Raw genomic sequence first — 14,997 nt, forward strand, 5'->3', positions numbered from 1 at the left:
GGGCGCGGCCTCCTTCCTGTGTTCGGTCCTGTGCTCGGTGCCCCTCAGGGGGCGCTGACCTTCCGCAGCTGCCAGGACCCCCAGCACTGCTGGAAGGCGAAGCGGGCCGCCTCCACCTCGTGCCGCTGGTCGGCGTGGAGCACCCCGAGCGCGTACGCCGTGGCCGGGGCGATCCGCGGGGTGCGGGCCGCTGCGGCCGCCGCTGCCGCGGCCTCGGAGGCATCGCGGTGGCGGTCCAGGGCCTGGCCCGCGGTGAGCAGGCGTACGTCGACGGGGGCGTCCTCGCCGAGCAGGCACTCGCGGGCGTAGCGGTGCAGGCGGAGCAGGAGGCGGACCTGGTGCCAGGGGGCGTCCTGGGGGTGCGGGGCCGGGTCCGGGGAGAGGCCGTGGACGAGGGCCTCGGCGTTGTACGGGTTGCCCGCGGTGACCAGGGGCAGGGCGCCGACCGCGTCGGTGAGGCGTTCCTCGGCCGCGGCGGCCAGGGGGTGGAGGTCGGCGGTGGGGGCCGCGGTGGTGAGGGGGACCTCGCTCGCCAGTACGGCGATGTGGTCGGCGACCGCGTGGAAGCGGCTGGAGCCGAGCGCCTGGAGGGCGGTGCTGTGGGCCCTGGTCCGGGCGAGGGTGAGCTGGCGCTCCAGCAGGGCGCCCGCCTTCGCCGCGCCCACGGTCAGGTTGCCGCGCTCCGCGGGGGGCGCCGCCCCGGCCCGGCCGCCCGCCGCCGGGTCAGGGGTGCCGGCCGGGCTGCTCGCTGCCGCGTCGGTGGCCTGCGCCGGGAAGCTCGTCGCCCCCGACAGGCGGTGCAGCGCCAGCAGCAGGCGCTCCAGCCGGGCCGCGAAGGCGTGCTCCATGGCCAGGGTGCCCGACAGCCAGGCCAGTTCCGGGCGGATGCGTTCCGACCAGTCGGGGTCAAGGAAGGTGCGGAAGGTGTGCAGGCTGCCGCTGATGCGGCGGGCCGAGCGGCGCAGGGCGCGGGCCGCGTCCACCGACTCCGCCGAACCGTTCTCCCCGGGCCGGGCCCTCGCCCGCCCCAAGGCTCCTGAGTCGCCGCCGGTCTCCCGGTGCAGCCGCAGCGCGCGGAGGAACTCCAGGGCCTGGGTACGCAGGTATGCCTCGAGTGCCTCCCCGGTCACCGGCCCGGCCGTGGAGTTCGTCGGGTCAAGGTGTTGCTGTGCCACGCCGGCGCCTCCGGGCGTCTATGAGCATCTCCTGGACGTTCCGCAGGGGCTGGCCTTCCGCGTCGGTCGCGTGCCGGGTCCACTCGCCGTCCGGGCCGAGGTGCCAGGAGGCCGTGGCGTCGGACATGCCGGTCTCCAGCAACCGGTTGAGGGCCGCCCGGTGGGCCGGGTCGGTGACCCTGACCAGTGCCTCGATGCGGCGGTCGAGGTTGCGGTGCATCATGTCGGCGCTGCCGATCCACACCTCGGGTTCGCCGCCGTTGCCGAAGGCGAAGACCCGGGAGTGCTCCAGGAAGCGGCCGAGGATCGAGCGGACCCGGATGTTCTCCGACAGACCCGCCACACCCGGGCGCACCGCGCAGATGCCGCGCACCCAGACGTCGACCGGCACACCCGTCTGCGACGCGCGGTACAGGGCGTCGATGAGGGCCTCGTCGACCATGGAGTTGACCTTGATCCGGATGAACGCCGGGCGGCCCGCGCGATGGTGCTGGACCTCCTTGTTGATCCGGGAGATCAGGCCGTCGCGCAGGGACTTGGGGGCCACCAGCAGGCGGCGGTAGGTCTCCCGGCGCGAGTAGCCGGACAGGCGGTTGAACAGGTCCGAGAGGTCCGCGCCGACCTGCGGGTCCGCGGTCAGCAGGCCCAGGTCCTCGTACAGCCTCGCCGTCTTCGGGTGGTAGTTGCCGGTGCCGACGTGGCTGTAGCGCCGTAGCGTGTCGCCCTCCTGACGGACCACCAGGGACAGCTTGCAGTGGGTCTTCAGGCCGACCAGGCCGTAGACCACATGGCAGCCGGCCTCCTCCAGACGCTTCGCCCACTTGATGTTGGCGTGCTCGTCGAAGCGGGCCTTGATCTCGACCAGGACGAGCACCTGCTTGCCGGCCTCGGCCGCGTCGATGAGCGCGTTGACTATCGGCGAGTCGCCCGAGGTCCGGTACAGGGTCTGCTTGATGGCGAGGACGTCCGGGTCCTCGGCGGCCTGCTCCAGGAACGCCTGCACGGAGGTGGAGAAGGAGTCGTAGGGGTGGTGCAGCAGCACGTCCCGGCTGCGCAGCGCGGCGAAGATGTCGGGCGCGGTCGCCGACTCGACCTCGGCGAGATCGCGGTGGGTGCCGGCGACGAACTTCGGGTACCTCAGCTCGGACCGGTCCAGGGAGGCGAGCCGGAACATTCCGGTCAGGTCCAGCGGGCCGGGCAGCGGGTACACCTCGGCCTCGCTGATCTTCAGCTCGCGCACGAGGAGGTCCAGGACCTCGCGGTCGATGGACTCCTCGACCTCCAGGCGCACCGGCGGCCCGAAGCGGCGCCGCATGAGTTCCTTCTCCAGGGCCTTGAGGAGGTTCTCGGTGTCGTCCTCCTCGACCTCCAGGTCCTCGTTGCGGGTGACGCGGAAGGCGTGGTGCTCCAGCACCTCCATGCCCGGGAAGAGCTCTTCCAGGTGCGCGGCGATGACGTCCTCGATGGGGACGAAGCGGCCGGGGCTGGACTCCAGGAAGCGGGAGAGCAGCGGCGGCACCTTGACGCGGGCGAAGTGGCGGTGCCCGCTGACGGGGTTGCGCACCACGACGGCCAGGTTCAGGGAGAGGCCGGAGATGTACGGGAAGGGGTGGGCCGGGTCGACGGCGAGGGGGGTCAGCACGGGGAAGATCTGGTGCCGGAAGAGGGTGAACAGACGGGCCTGTTCCTTCTCCGTCAGCTGGTTCCAGCGGACCAGGTGGATGCCCTCCTCCGCGAGCGCGGGGGCGACGTCCTCGTGGAAGCAGGCGGCGTGCCGGGCCATCAGCTCGCGGGAGCGGGCCCAGATCATCTCCAGCACCTGGGTGGGCTGGAGCCCGGAGGCGGACCGGGTGGCGACGCCGGTGTGGATGCGGCGCTTCAGGCCGGCCACCCGGACCATGAAGAACTCGTCCAGGTTGCTGGCGAAGATCGCCAGGAAGTTCGCCCGTTCCAGCAGGGGTGTGGTGGGGTCCTCGGCGAGTTCGAGCACCCGCTCGTTGAACGCCAGCCAGCTGCGCTCCCGGTCGAGGAAGCGTCCCTGAGGCAAGGGGGCGCCCTCGGTCGGCGCCTCCTCGTAGGCGTCGAGGTCGGAGTCGATGTCGGGTTCGAGGTCGGAGACCGAACCGGCCACCGTGCGCGAGCGGTGGGCGGCTATGGAACCGACGGACGGCTGCGCGTGCTGGACCTGTGCCTGGGCGTTCTGCTGACTCATGGACCCATTCTTCCGCGTTCCCAGGGGAACGGGCGCGTCGGAGGACGCGGGCGGGAGCGTGGCGGTGAGACGTCGGGCGTCCCCGTTCCCCGCGGCTCCCTCGGGAGGCTGCGAAGGCTCTGGCACGGCGGGTTTCATTCGGCGAGCGTCGCAAGCCCATCTGAACCAATGGTTACGGCGACATGGCGTGCGGGACACCGGGCGGCGGCTCCCGGACGTCCGCGTGCCGGGACAGGACGTGCGGGTGACGGCTCCGGGACGTCCGCGTGCCGGGACGGACGTGCGAGCGGCGGCTCCCGGGACGTCCGTATGCCGGGACCGGACGTCCCTCCCCCCGTAGGAGGGACGTCCGGTCCCGGAGATTCAGACGGTCCGGCGGCGCAGCAGCCGGAAGGCGGTCAGCACGGCGACGGCCGCGAGGGCGAGGAGGATGCCGCTCTCCACGTACTGCAGCGGCCAGAAGTGCGACCGGGGGTGGACGCTGACCTGGGTCTGGGTGGAGGAGACCTGCATGGCCGAGCGGGGCACCTCCCAGCCGGCCTTGTCGCGGGTGACCGTCGGCCAGAGGTCCTCACGATGGCGTTCCAGCAGGTTGAAGAGGACCAGCGAGGCGGTGAGGGCGGCCCCGGCGGCGGGCAGCGCCCGTGCGAACAGCATCCCGGCGAGGGCGCCGAGGGCGAGCCCGGCGAGGGCGTGGGCGACGGCGGTCGGGCCGGTGCCGACGAAGACGTCCGGGTGGTACCAGTCCCCGACCAGGTTCGGGTTGTCCTCGCCGCGCGCCCATGCGCCCAGCAGGACCACCGCGCTCGTGCCCGCGGCGAGCAGCGCGGCGGGGACGGCGAGCTTGGCGGCCAGCCAGCGCGTGGGGGAGACGGACTGCGCCCAGGCCCATTGGGCGGTGCCGTTCTCCAGCTCACGGCCGATGAGCACGCCGCCCGCCCAGGCGGCCACCGGGAAGATCAGGAAGGCCAGGGCGCCGGTGACGAGGGCGATGCCGGTGGAGTACGTCTCGTCCGCGGTGATCGCGTCGACCGCCGCGCAGGACGGCAGCCCGTCGTGGGCCGGGATGGCGCAGGCGCCGCTGCCGCGCTCGGCCTCGTCCGCGAGGGCGGCCAGCCGGACCAGGAAGGCGGCGGCCGCGAACAGGGCGAGGCCCCACAGGACCAGCGCGGTGCGGTGCAGCCGCAGCACGGCCCAGAGCAAGCCGCCGGGGCGGAGGGCGGGGCGGCCCGCGGGGGCGGCGGTGGCGGTGAGGGCGGTCATACGGCGGCTCCGGGGCGGCGCGTCAGCGGCGCGAAGCGGGCCCGCGGCCGTCCGCCGGGGCGGCCCGTGGGGGAGGGCGTGGTGGTGAGGGCGGTCGTGCGGCGGGCGGGGTGGCCCGTGGCGACGGTCGCGGTGGTGAGGGGGGTCATGGGGAGGGTGGGGCGGTCTGTGGGGACGGGCGTGGTGGTGAGGGTGGCCGTGCGGTGGCTCCTGTGCGGTGCTTCAGGGGCGTGAAGCGGGTCCGGGGCCGTCCGCCGGGGCGGGGGGACTGGCGTCAGGGTGGCCATGTGGCGGCTCCTGTGCGGTGCTTCAGGGGCGTGAAGCGGGTCCGGGGCCGTCCGCCGGGGCGGGGGGACTGGCGTCAGGGTGGCCATGCGGTGGCTCCCGTGCGGTGCTTCAGTAGCGCGAAGCAGGCCCGCAGCCGTCCGCCGGGGCGTGGTGGTGAGGGGGGTCATGTGGCGGCTCTGGTGCGGAGCTTCTGCAGCGCGACGCAGGTCCGCAGCCGTCCGCCGGGCCGGGGGGACGGGCGTGGGGGTCAGGGGGGTCATGTGGTGGCTCCCGTGCGGCGCTTCAGTAGGGCGAAGCAGGCCCACACCGCGGCGGCCGTGATGGCGAGGACCAGGGCGGTCTCGACGAGCTGGAGGGGCCAGAAGTGGTCGGCGGGGTGGTAGTAGGCGTAGAAGCCGGTGATGTCGCGCTCGGAGAGGCAGCCGGGCATGCCCATGCAGTCCGGGATCGGGACGTGGGCGCCGTCGCTGGTGAGGGCGCCGCCCTCGACGATCAGGCCGACGTGTTCGGGGTAGTCGTCCGTGGCGGTCACCAGGTCCGTCGGCCACAGGTGCGGGCGCAGTGCGTCCAGCCGGTCGGAGAGTGCCAGTACGGCCAGGGTCGCGACCGCGAGGGCGGGCAGGGCGCGCGGCAGGAGCAGGCCGACGAGGGCGCCGACGGCCAGGCCCAGCAGGGCGTAGGCGGTGGCGGTGGTGCCGTTGGCCAGGTAGACGCCGTCCCAGGAGCGCCAGCCCATCACCCGGTGCAGGCTGCCCGAGGACCACACCAGCCGGTGCAGCAGGGTGAGCGTCAGCATGCCGGTGGTGAGCAGGGCGGCCGGCACCGCGAGCTTGGCGGCCAGCCAGCGTGCGGGGGAGACGGACTGCACCCAGGCCCACTGGGCGGTGCCGTTCTCCAGGTCGCGGCCGATGAGCGCGCCGCCCGCCCAGGCGGCGGTGAGCAGCGGCACGAGCCCGAGCAGGCTGCCACCGGCGGCGAGGATGTCGTCGTACCGGGCGAAGGCGGGGCCGGTGAGGTCGCAGCCCAGGCTCGGCTCCCCGGGGCCGCAGCCCGCGTCCTGGTACTCGGCCCAGGCGGCGTCGATGCCCGGGCCGTACGCCCACAGCAGCGCGCCCGCGGCCACTGCCACCAGCATCAGCCAGAACAGCAGCGCCGAGCGGTGCACCCGGAGCATCACCCAGACCAGCCCGCGCGGACGGCGGGAGCGCGGCGCGGTGGCGGTCGTCCGTACGGTCACGGCGGTCATACGGCCGCCTCCTGGGCGTCGGTGAGGGCGAGGGCCGGGGCGTCGGGGGAGCGCAGGTGGGCCAGGACCAGCTCCTCCAGGGTCGGCTCGGTGGGCTGCCAGGCGGGGGCGACCGGGCCCTCGGGGCGGATCAGCGCGGTGAGCTGGCGTCCGGTGGTGCGGGACTCGACGACGGTGTGCGGGGCGAGCGGGTCCCCGGCGCGGCCGGTGACGAGGGTGTGCGCGGCGAGCACGTCCTCCAGGGGCCCGGCGAGCCGGATCCGGCCGGCGCCGAGCAGCAGGAGGTGATCGCAGGAGCCTTCCAGCTCCGCCACCACGTGCGAGGACATGACAACCGTGGTGCCGTGTTCGGCGGCGTCCGCCATCAGGGTGCCGGTCAGCTGGTGCCGGGCGAGCGGGTCGAGATCGGCCATCGGCTCGTCCAGCAGCAGCAGTTCGGGGCGCTTGCCGAGGGCCAGGGCGAGGGCGACCCGGGTGCGCTGGCCGCCGGAGAGGGTGCGGATCTTGGCGTCCGGGTCCAGGTCGCCGTCGGCGACGATCCGCTCGGCGGCGGCGCGGTCCCAGCGCCGGGGGTTCAGCTCGCGGCCGAGCCGCAGGGTGGCGGCGACGGTGAGCTGGGGGTGCAGGGGCTTGTCCTGGGCCACGTAGGCGAGGCGCTCGCGGGCCGCGGCCGGGGTGGTGCCGAGGACGGTGACGGCCCCCTCGCTCGGCCGCAGCAGCCCGGCGGCGAGGGCGAGCAGGGTGGACTTGCCGGCGCCGTTCGGGCCGACGAGGGCGCACACGACTCCGGCGGGAAGCCGGAAGTCGAGCCGCTCCGGACCGGTGGTCCGCCCTTGAGGGCGCAGTCGCCGACGGAATCTCTTGCTCAGTCCCGCCGCCTCTATGGCGATCTCGCTCACGCCTCGTCCCCCTTGAAGTGTTTTTCCAGTACGGCGGTGAAAAGTGCCGCCACGTCGTCGTGCTCCAGGCCCGCCGCGCGGGCCCGCGCCGCCCAGTCCGTCAGTTCGCCGCGCAGCGGGGAGTCGGCGGGCGCGGCACCCAGTGACCGCGTCACGAACGTGCCGAGGCCGCGGCGGGCCTCGACCAGGCCCTCGCGCTCCAGCTCGCGGTAGGCCTTCAGCACCGTGTTCGGGTTGATCGCCGTCGCCTCCACCACCTCCCGCGCCGTGGGGAGCTTGTCGCCGGGCGCCAGCAGCCCCAGGCGCAGGGCCTGCTTGGTCTGCTGGACGATCTGCAGGTAGGTGGCGACGCCACTGCGCCGGTCGATGCGGTACTCGACCACTCCGTTCCACCACCCTTTCACTAATCAAGTAGTGAAAGGGTGGTGTAGGGGGGCCCGAAAGTCAAGCGTGCTTCCGTGCCCCGCGGCCCCCCTCCCGCGCTACGTCTCCGTCCGGTACATCAGATCCGTCTCATACGTCACGAACCCCATCCCCTCGTACACGGACACCGCCGCCTTGTTGTCCGCGTCGACATACAGCATCGCGTCCCGCACCCCCCGCCCCGCGAGGTGCCGCAGACCCACCGCCGTGAGGGCCTTCCCCAGCCCGCCCCCCTGCGCCCCCGGCCGCACACCGAGGACGTACACCTCACCGAGCCCCTCCTCGGCATGCACCTTGGTCCAGTGGTAGCCGACCAGTTCCCCCGCCCGCTCCGCCAGGAAGAACCCCGCGGGGTCGAACCACGGCTCGCCCATCCGGTCGTCGAGGTCACGCTGGGTGAGAGAACCCTGCTCGGGATGGTGGGAGAACGCGGCGGCGTTGACCGCGAGCCACGCCGCGTCGTCCTGTCCGGGCACAAAGGTCCGCACCGTCACCTCCGCGGGCAGTACCGGCTCGGCCAGATCCAGGTCCGCCAAGGGCCGCCGCATCTGCCGCAGTTCACGGAACAGCGTCAGCCCCAGCACCTGCGCCAGATGCCGGGCCGCCGAGTGCCCGCCGTGCGCCCACACCCGCAGCCGCTTGCCGGAGGCGGCGAGGAGGGCCGAACCGAGCGCCCGCCCGTGGCCGTGCCCGCGGTGCGCGGGGTGGACGACCAGTTCGGCGGCCGGCGCCTCCACCGGATCGGTGTCCTCCAGCTGGGCGTACCCGACGAGTTCGGAGTCGACCGTGAGCAGCAGATGCGAGACACCCTCGCGTTCGCCGCCGCGCAGTTGCAGCCGTCCCTGCTCGGACACCGCCTGCTGGCCGTCCCGCCGGGCGGCCTCGGCGAGCAGGGCGAGCACCTCCTCGGTGCGGTCGGGGGAGAGTGCGGAGTGGGTCTCGATGGAGCGGCCCCCACCGGGCCGTACGGTGTCGTCGCTGGTCATGCGTACGAGGGTAAGCCGAGGCCAGGCCGGACCGGCGGCAAAAGGGAAACCAGGATGTAACCCGGAACCGCCTTCCGCGCTACGCGCGTTGACTCTAGGCTGCGCCCCGGGCGATCACCGCCCTCTCATGACTCTCTTCCGCTCGTACGACTCACAGAGGGGGGCGTATGCCAGCCATGTCCACTCAGCCGGAGCACCGCCGCAGACGCCGGACGCAGCTGATCCTCACCGCCGCCGCGGGCCTCGCCACGGCGGGCGCCCTGGCCGCCGCGCTGCCGTCGGCCGCCAGTGCCGACGAGAAGACCGGCAAGCCCGGGACGAGCCGTTACCAGGACGTGCAGCTGCTGTCCTTCAACGACTTCCACGGCAACCTCGAGCCCCCCACGAGTTCCTCGGCGCGGCTCACGGAGATTCAGCCGGACGGCAGCGTCAAGACCATCGAGGGCGTCGGCGGCGTCGAGTACCTGGCCGGCTCGCTGCGCAAGGCCCGGGAGGGCCACCCGTACTCGATCACGGCCGCCGCGGGCGACCTGATAGGCGCCAGCCCCCTCATCTCCGCGCTGTTCCACGACGAGCCCACGATCGAGGCGATGAACGCCCTCGACCTGGACGTCACGGGCGTCGGCAACCACGAGTTCGACGAGGGCGCCGCCGAGCTCAAGCGGATGCAGAACGGCGGCTGCCACCCGAAGGACGGCTGCTACGAGGAAGGGCGGACCTTCGAGGGTGCGCAGTTCCCGTACCTGGCCGCGAACGTCGTCGACGAGAAGACCGGAAAGCCGATGCTCGACCCCACCTACGTGTGGGAGAAGAACGGCGTGAAGATCGGCTTCATCGGCGTGACCCTGGAGGGCACGCCGGGCATCGTCACCGCCGATGGCGTCAAGGGCCTGAAGTTCCTCGACGAGACCGCGACGATCAACAAGTACGCGCGCGAACTGCAGAAGCGGGGCGTCAAGTCGATCGTCGCGCTGATCCACGAGGGCGGCGCCCCGGCGTCCGAGGCGTACAACTACGACTGCGACTCGAACGGCCCCGGCTCCGGCATCTCCGGCCCGATCAAGGACATCGCCACGGGCGTGACCGCCAAGGTCGACGCGCTGGTCACCGGCCACACCCACGCCGCGTACGCGTGCACCGTCCCGGACCCGGAGGGCAACCCGCGCACGGTGACCTCCGCCGCGTCCTTCGGCCGTCTCTACACGGACACCACGCTGACCTACGACCGGCGCAGCGGCGACATCGTCCGCACGTCGGTGAAGTCCGCGAACCACGTCGTCGTCCGGGAGAACCCGGCCTCCGACCTGACCGATCTGATCGCCCGTTACAAGGCGCTGTCCGCACCGGTCGAGAACCGGCCCATCGGCTGGATCGCCTCCGAGCTCGCCCAGCCCAAGGCGCCGGACGACTCCCCGCTCGGCAACCTGATCGCGGACGCGCAGCTGGCCTACGCCAAGTCCGTGGACCCGAGCGCGGACCTGGCGCTGATGAACCCGGGCGGGGTGCGGGCCAACCTCACGTACGCCTCCTCCCCGGCCGGTGAGGGCGACGGCGTGGTGACGTACGGCGAGGCCTTCAGGGTGCAGCCGTTCGCCAACACGGTGAACCTGGTCGACCTCACCGGCGCCCAGCTGCTCACCGTGCTGCAGCAGCAGGTCTCCGGCGCCAACGCGGCCGCCCCGAAGATCCTGCAGCCGTCGGGGCTGACGTACACGCTGGACCTGACGAAGACCGGCGCGGACCGGATCGTCACCGACTCCGTCCGTGTGGCGGGAGCCCCGCTGGACCCGGCCGCGGTCTACCGGGTCGCCGCCAACTCCTTCCTCGCCGGCGGCGGTGACGGCTTCACGGAGCTGGCCAAGGGCACGAACCCGCTGGTCGGGCAGGACGACCTGATGGCCTTCGAGACCTACCTGGCCGCCAACTCCTCGGCGACCAGCCCGCTGCCGGCGCCCGCGACGGACCGGGTGAACGTCATCAAGTGACCGACCGCGCGAAGGGGTCCGGGGACGCTGTCGCCGGACCCCTTGCCGTGTTCCGAGCGCGCAGACGTCTGGCGTGATCCAGCCATGTTCACGCGGCATTTCATATTCCGAACTGGCCCCCCAGTCGGACGCTGAGCCTATGCTGCGTCTGATCTTGTCTGAACGATCAACTTTTATGATCTCTGGAGGGGCAAGACTGTGAGAGATCCTGTCAGACGCTCCATCACCGTCATCCTGGCGCTGCTTCTGGCATGTCTGGGCATATCGGCGCCCGCGCACGCCAGTTCGACGACGGGCGACCGAGTCCTCTACTGGAACCAGGCGCTGCTCGACGCCTACGTCACCACGGGCGGCGCTCCGGGACCGCTGTCACGGTACGGGGCCATGATGCATCTGGCCATGTACGACGCCGCGAACGCCAGCCGCTGCCACAGCAGCGGCGGCTTCAAGCCGGAGAACTGCCTGGGGGCGCTCTACACCCCCGGCATCAGCGTGAAGGCCGGTGTCGCGCCCAACGTCGAGGCGGCACTGGACCACGCCGCCTACAACGTCCTCAAGTCCGTCCTGCCCGCTCTCGACTTCACCCCCTACCTCACGGCGGCCCGCTCCGGCGAGCCGGTCGACGCCACCACCGCGGAGGGCAAGAGCGTCGGCGAGAAGGCCGCCGCGGCGATGATCGCCCGTCGTACCAACGACGGATCGCAGGACACCACGCCGTACACCCCGAGCACCGACCCCGGTCAGTGGCGGCCGACGGGCTCCGGTCCGGCGGCGACTCCGAACTGGGGCAAGGTCAAGAAGTTCATCGACTACGGCGACTACCCGTGGACGCACTTCAAGACCACGGCGCCCGACCTGCGCCCGCAGCAGCCCGGCGGGATCGCGACGATGCCCGAGCTGCTGAAGAGCTCCGCCTACACGGCCCAGTTCAAGGAGGTCGCGGAGCTCGGCGCGGCCAACAGCAAGACACGGACCGCCGAGCAGACCGAGATCGCCTGGTTCTGGGCGAACGACCTGAACGGCACCTACAAGCCGCCGGGCCAGCTCTTCGAGCACACCCGGATCGTCTCCCAGCAGCGCGGCCTCGACCAGCTCGCCAACGTCCAGCTGTTCGCCCTGGTCGCCGGCTCGATGGCGGACGCGGGGATCTCCGCCTGGGACGCGAAGTACCAGACCGCCATCGATCTGTGGCGGCCCGAGAGCGCGGTCCGGCTGGCCGGCTCGGACGGCAACCCGGACACCGCGCAGGACAGCTCCTGGCAACCGCTGTCCGCCGATGAAGCCGGGAACCACTTCAGCCCGAACTTCCCCGCGTACGTCTCCGGGCACGCGACCTTCGGCGGAGCGTGGGCCGAGTCGATGAAGCAGTTCTTCGGCACGGACAGCATCTCCTTCACCGGCACCACCGACGACCCCCACGCGGTCGGGGTCACCCGCACCTTCCCCACCTTCAGCGCGGCGGCCACCGAGAACGCCCGAAGCCGGGTCTACCTCGGCGTGCACTTCCAGTGGGACGGCGACCTCGGCGTCGCGACGGGCCGCAAGGCGGCCGGCCAGATCCTCAGAAACAGCTACGGCCCGACGAGTTACAACGACAAGACACCCGTCTACCGCAGCCCCGCCCTCACCACCGTGGGCAAGGAATGGCTGATCAAACCCATGGGTGCCACGAGCGTCGGCAACATGTACGACGGCCCCCACGCGTCCTGGTACTGGTGTGACGACTACGGCGCGGAGAACACCTACGGCCAGCTCATCTGGAACTCCTACGGCTGTGTGAACGGCTACGACGGCTCCACGCACGCCTACTACACACCGCGCTAGTACCGGAAAGGACGGTCTTCCCGTGATCAGGAAGCATCTCCGACGGATCGGCGTGACCGCCGGTGTGATCGCCGCGCTGGTCTCCGTCGCGGTCGCCGGCGCCAACGCGCTGGGATCGCAGGCCGACCCCAGCGTGCCGGGGACTCTCCGGGTGTTCGCCGGGCCGTACGAGCAGGCGCAGTTCTGCGAGGGCGGCCCGACCCCGGCGATCTCCGGCGCGAGCGGCGGCGCGCTCGCCGCCTCGCCCACCGAGTTCGGCAAGGACGCGGGCAAGAACAGGAGTTACTCCTCCCTGCGGGCCACCTTCGAGGTCGCCGAGCCGGGCGAGGCCCCGCTCATCACCAAGACCAAGCGGATCTGGCCGAACGGCATGGTGTTCAACCTCGCCCTCGCCGAGGGCGAACTCGAGCCGGGCGACTACCAGTTCCGGCTGCGCGCGACCGGCGGCAACAAGGTCTCGGCCTGGACACCCTGGTGCGCGTTCACCGTCACTCGGTGACTCACGTCAGGTGCGCGTGAATCTCACCTGACGGGTCAGGAAGGCCGGTTCCTCATCGGGAACCGGCCTTCTGCGGGTGGGCGTCAGGAGGCCGAAGGGGCCCAGCCCTGCAGCCAGTCCGCGACTTCCTGGTCGGCGGCCTGGGCGTCGGTCAGGTGGGGGCGGTCGGGGGATGCGGTGCCTGCGCCGGGGCCGGTGTTCTTGTACTCGGCGAAGCGGTCGTCCTTCCAGGAGAAGCCGCTCATGTCGGTCCAGGGGGTGGTCCTGATCGCGGCGCTGAGGGTGGTGTTGCGGACCGTCGTCTGCGGGTCGAGGGCCGCGTCACCGCCCGCGTGCCAGGGGCGGCCGAGGTAGAAGGTGCGGTCCGAGACGGCGCCGTTCACCGTGGAGTTGGCGATCAGGATGCCCTTGCGGCCGGCGGCCGTGCTCGGGGCCGTGACGTAGCCGGCGGAAGTGCCGTCCCAGCGCTTCTTCAGGGTGATGACCGAGCGGTCGATCACCGCGGTGGCGCGGCCGAAGATGAAGTCGACGTTGCCGGTGACGTAGGAGTTGGTCATGTAGACCCGGCCCAGGCGGTCCTTCGCGGCGGTGTCGAGGAGGAGCGTGTCCTGATCGCCCTCCACGATCACCGAGTCCAGGAACACCTTGTCCGCCGCCGTTCGCAGGGCGACGGCCTGGTGGCCGGAGAGGTGCTGGTTGGCCTTCTCGTCGAAGTCGTTGGCGATGGTCAGGTTGCGGGCCTGGAAGTCGTCCGCCTCGACGGCGACGGTGGCGCTGCCGCTGGTGCCGTACGTGCCGCCGCCCGGCTTGGGGGTGCCGGAGGCGTTGTTATGGACGATCACCGTGTCCTTGCGGCTGGCGCCCGTGCCCTGGATCGTGACGTGCGGCTTGTTCGCCGGGACCTTCACCGTCTCGCGGTACGTGCCCGGCCTGACGGCGATGACCACCCGGGCGGGGTTGTTCGCGGGTACGGCGTTCACGGCGGCCTGGACCGTGGCGTACTGGCCGCTGCCGTCCTTGGCGACCGTGAGCGTGGTCGCGGCGGCTGCCAGGGTGGTCGCGGTCCCTAGGGAACTGCGCGGGCCTGTCCCCGACTTCAGCAGCGCCGGCACGTCCGCCGTCCGGTCCGGCGTGTACGCGTAGTACGCCCTCGGGTCGAAGGCGGTGCCGCCGGACTCGTTGCGGCCGCTCGTGCCGGCGAAGGTGTTGCCCTTCTGGACGATCGCCGCCGTGCTGTCCTTGATGACGGGGTTCCTGACGCCCTGGAAGTAGGAGTTCTCCAGGACCATCCTGGTCCGGCCGCGCGCGTAATTGCCGTAGGAGGAGTTGATGGCGGTGCCCGCCGCGTCCTCCAGGTAGTTGTTGTACAGGTGCGCGTGGGCGGCGTTGTCCGTCGACGGGTTGCGCTGTTCCGTCTCGCGGAACCAGTTGTGGTGGATCGTGATGTCGGTGACGAGGTTCTCGGTCCAGCCGATGCCGAAGGTCTTGTTGTTGTTGCTCAGCCTGTTCCAGGAGACCGTGATGTTCGTGCTGTCCTTGCGGACGTCGATCAGGCCGTCCGCCATGTGACGCAGGTCGTTGTGGTCGATCCAGACGTGGTGCGCGCCGTCCATCTGGACGGCGTCGAAGTCGTGGTCCTTGTCGTTCCAGACGCCCTGGTACGAGTCCCGGATGGTGAGGTTCCGGATGATCACGTTGTGCACGCCGGTGCCGAGGAAGAAGCCGCCGCCGACGATCTGCCCGGAGGTCCCGGAGCCGACGATCGTCTTGTCGCTGGCGACCTTGATCTCCTTCCCGACCGGGTTCATGGTGATCGTGTCCGCTACGACGATGACGTACGGCTCGGCCGCGGTCGCGTACTTCTCCAGCTCCGCGAGCGTCCGCACGGTGACCGTCCGGCCGTCCCGGCCGCCGTAGGTGCCGTTCTGGCCGAGCGAGTCGACGGAGGCGAAGCCGTCCGCGGTGGCGGTCGCCCAGGCGGGGGCGGTGGCCGCGGAGGCCGTGGACTGGGCGTCGTCACCCAGGACGGGGGTGTAGGCGAGGACTCCGGCCGCGGTCAGGGTCAGCGGGAGCCCGACCGCCAGTGCGGTGTTCCTTCTGCGGTGCCGCGGCTTGCGGCGGGGGCGGTCCTCGGGGGAGGCGTGGGGGGCGTCCATGCGTCGGCTCCGTTTCGATCCGTCAGGTACGGGGCGGGTCG

At 72.0% G+C, this 14,997-nt stretch carries 12 protein-coding genes; 3 read left to right on the forward strand and 9 right to left on the reverse strand.

Annotated features, from left to right (window positions below; genetic code table 11):
* Window positions 1–44: 44 nt before the first annotated feature.
* The 8 genes from ACWD11_RS14240 to mshD form a co-directional block, all read right to left on the reverse strand.
* Window positions 45–1,175 carry a CHAD domain-containing protein gene (locus ACWD11_RS14240; RefSeq protein ID WP_389418008.1) on the reverse strand — a complete coding sequence of 377 codons (1,131 nt, stop codon included), beginning with the start codon at window positions 1,173–1,175 and terminating at the stop codon, window positions 45–47.
* Complete coding sequence (locus ACWD11_RS14245) at window positions 1,156–3,387, reverse strand: RNA degradosome polyphosphate kinase (protein WP_389418009.1); 2,232 nt, start codon at window positions 3,385–3,387, stop codon at window positions 1,156–1,158. The genes ACWD11_RS14240 and ACWD11_RS14245 overlap by 20 nt, the downstream gene beginning before the upstream one ends.
* Window positions 3,388–3,750: 363 nt before the next feature.
* Window positions 3,751–4,650, reverse strand: coding sequence for a hypothetical protein (locus ACWD11_RS14250; protein WP_451283165.1), 900 nt, complete (start codon window positions 4,648–4,650; stop codon window positions 3,751–3,753).
* A complete protein-coding gene (locus ACWD11_RS14255; RefSeq protein WP_451283167.1) occupies window positions 4,647–4,799 on the reverse strand; it encodes a hypothetical protein in 153 nt (50 codons plus the stop codon). The genes ACWD11_RS14250 and ACWD11_RS14255 overlap by 4 nt, the downstream gene beginning before the upstream one ends.
* A 395-nt stretch (window positions 4,800–5,194) precedes the next feature.
* Complete coding sequence (locus ACWD11_RS14260; protein WP_451283169.1) at window positions 5,195–6,184, reverse strand: ABC transporter permease; 990 nt, start codon at window positions 6,182–6,184, stop codon at window positions 5,195–5,197.
* The gene (locus tag ACWD11_RS14265; protein ID WP_451283171.1) at window positions 6,181–7,083 is read right to left on the reverse strand and encodes an ABC transporter ATP-binding protein; all 903 of its coding nucleotides are present in this window, start codon (window positions 7,081–7,083) and stop codon (window positions 6,181–6,183) included. The genes ACWD11_RS14260 and ACWD11_RS14265 overlap by 4 nt, the downstream gene beginning before the upstream one ends.
* Window positions 7,080–7,466: a GntR family transcriptional regulator gene (locus ACWD11_RS14270; protein ID WP_389418014.1), complete on the reverse strand. Its 387-nt coding sequence runs from the start codon at window positions 7,464–7,466 to the stop codon at window positions 7,080–7,082. Before ACWD11_RS14270 ends, ACWD11_RS14265 begins: the two co-directional genes overlap by 4 nt.
* Window positions 7,467–7,565: 99 nt before the next feature.
* Window positions 7,566–8,492 carry a mycothiol synthase gene (mshD, locus tag ACWD11_RS14275; RefSeq protein ID WP_451283173.1) on the reverse strand — a complete coding sequence of 309 codons (927 nt, stop codon included), beginning with the start codon at window positions 8,490–8,492 and terminating at the stop codon, window positions 7,566–7,568.
* A gap of 167 nt (window positions 8,493–8,659) precedes the next feature.
* On the opposite strand from mshD, the gene ACWD11_RS14280 reads away from it, so the two are divergent.
* The 3 genes from ACWD11_RS14280 (at window position 8,660) to ACWD11_RS14290 (ending at window position 12,800) form a co-directional block, all read left to right on the forward strand.
* Complete coding sequence (locus ACWD11_RS14280; RefSeq protein ID WP_451283175.1) at window positions 8,660–10,477, forward strand: bifunctional metallophosphatase/5'-nucleotidase; 1,818 nt, start codon at window positions 8,660–8,662, stop codon at window positions 10,475–10,477.
* Between the two features lie 198 nt (window positions 10,478–10,675).
* A complete protein-coding gene (locus ACWD11_RS14285) occupies window positions 10,676–12,301 on the forward strand; it encodes a vanadium-dependent haloperoxidase (protein ID WP_389418017.1) in 1,626 nt (541 codons plus the stop codon).
* Window positions 12,302–12,323: 22 nt separating this feature from the next.
* Window positions 12,324–12,800 (forward strand): hypothetical protein, encoded by a 477-nt coding sequence (locus ACWD11_RS14290; RefSeq protein WP_451283177.1) that lies wholly within the window; start codon window positions 12,324–12,326, stop codon window positions 12,798–12,800.
* An 83-nt stretch (window positions 12,801–12,883) separates the two neighbouring features.
* On the opposite strand, the gene ACWD11_RS14295 is transcribed toward ACWD11_RS14290, so the two are convergent.
* Window positions 12,884–14,956, reverse strand: a complete 2,073-nt coding sequence (locus ACWD11_RS14295; RefSeq protein ID WP_451283179.1) for a pectinesterase family protein — start codon at window positions 14,954–14,956, stop codon at window positions 12,884–12,886.
* Window positions 14,957–14,997 lie beyond the last annotated feature (41 nt).

The sequence above is a fragment of the Streptomyces sp. NPDC002776 genome (assembly GCF_053592195.1).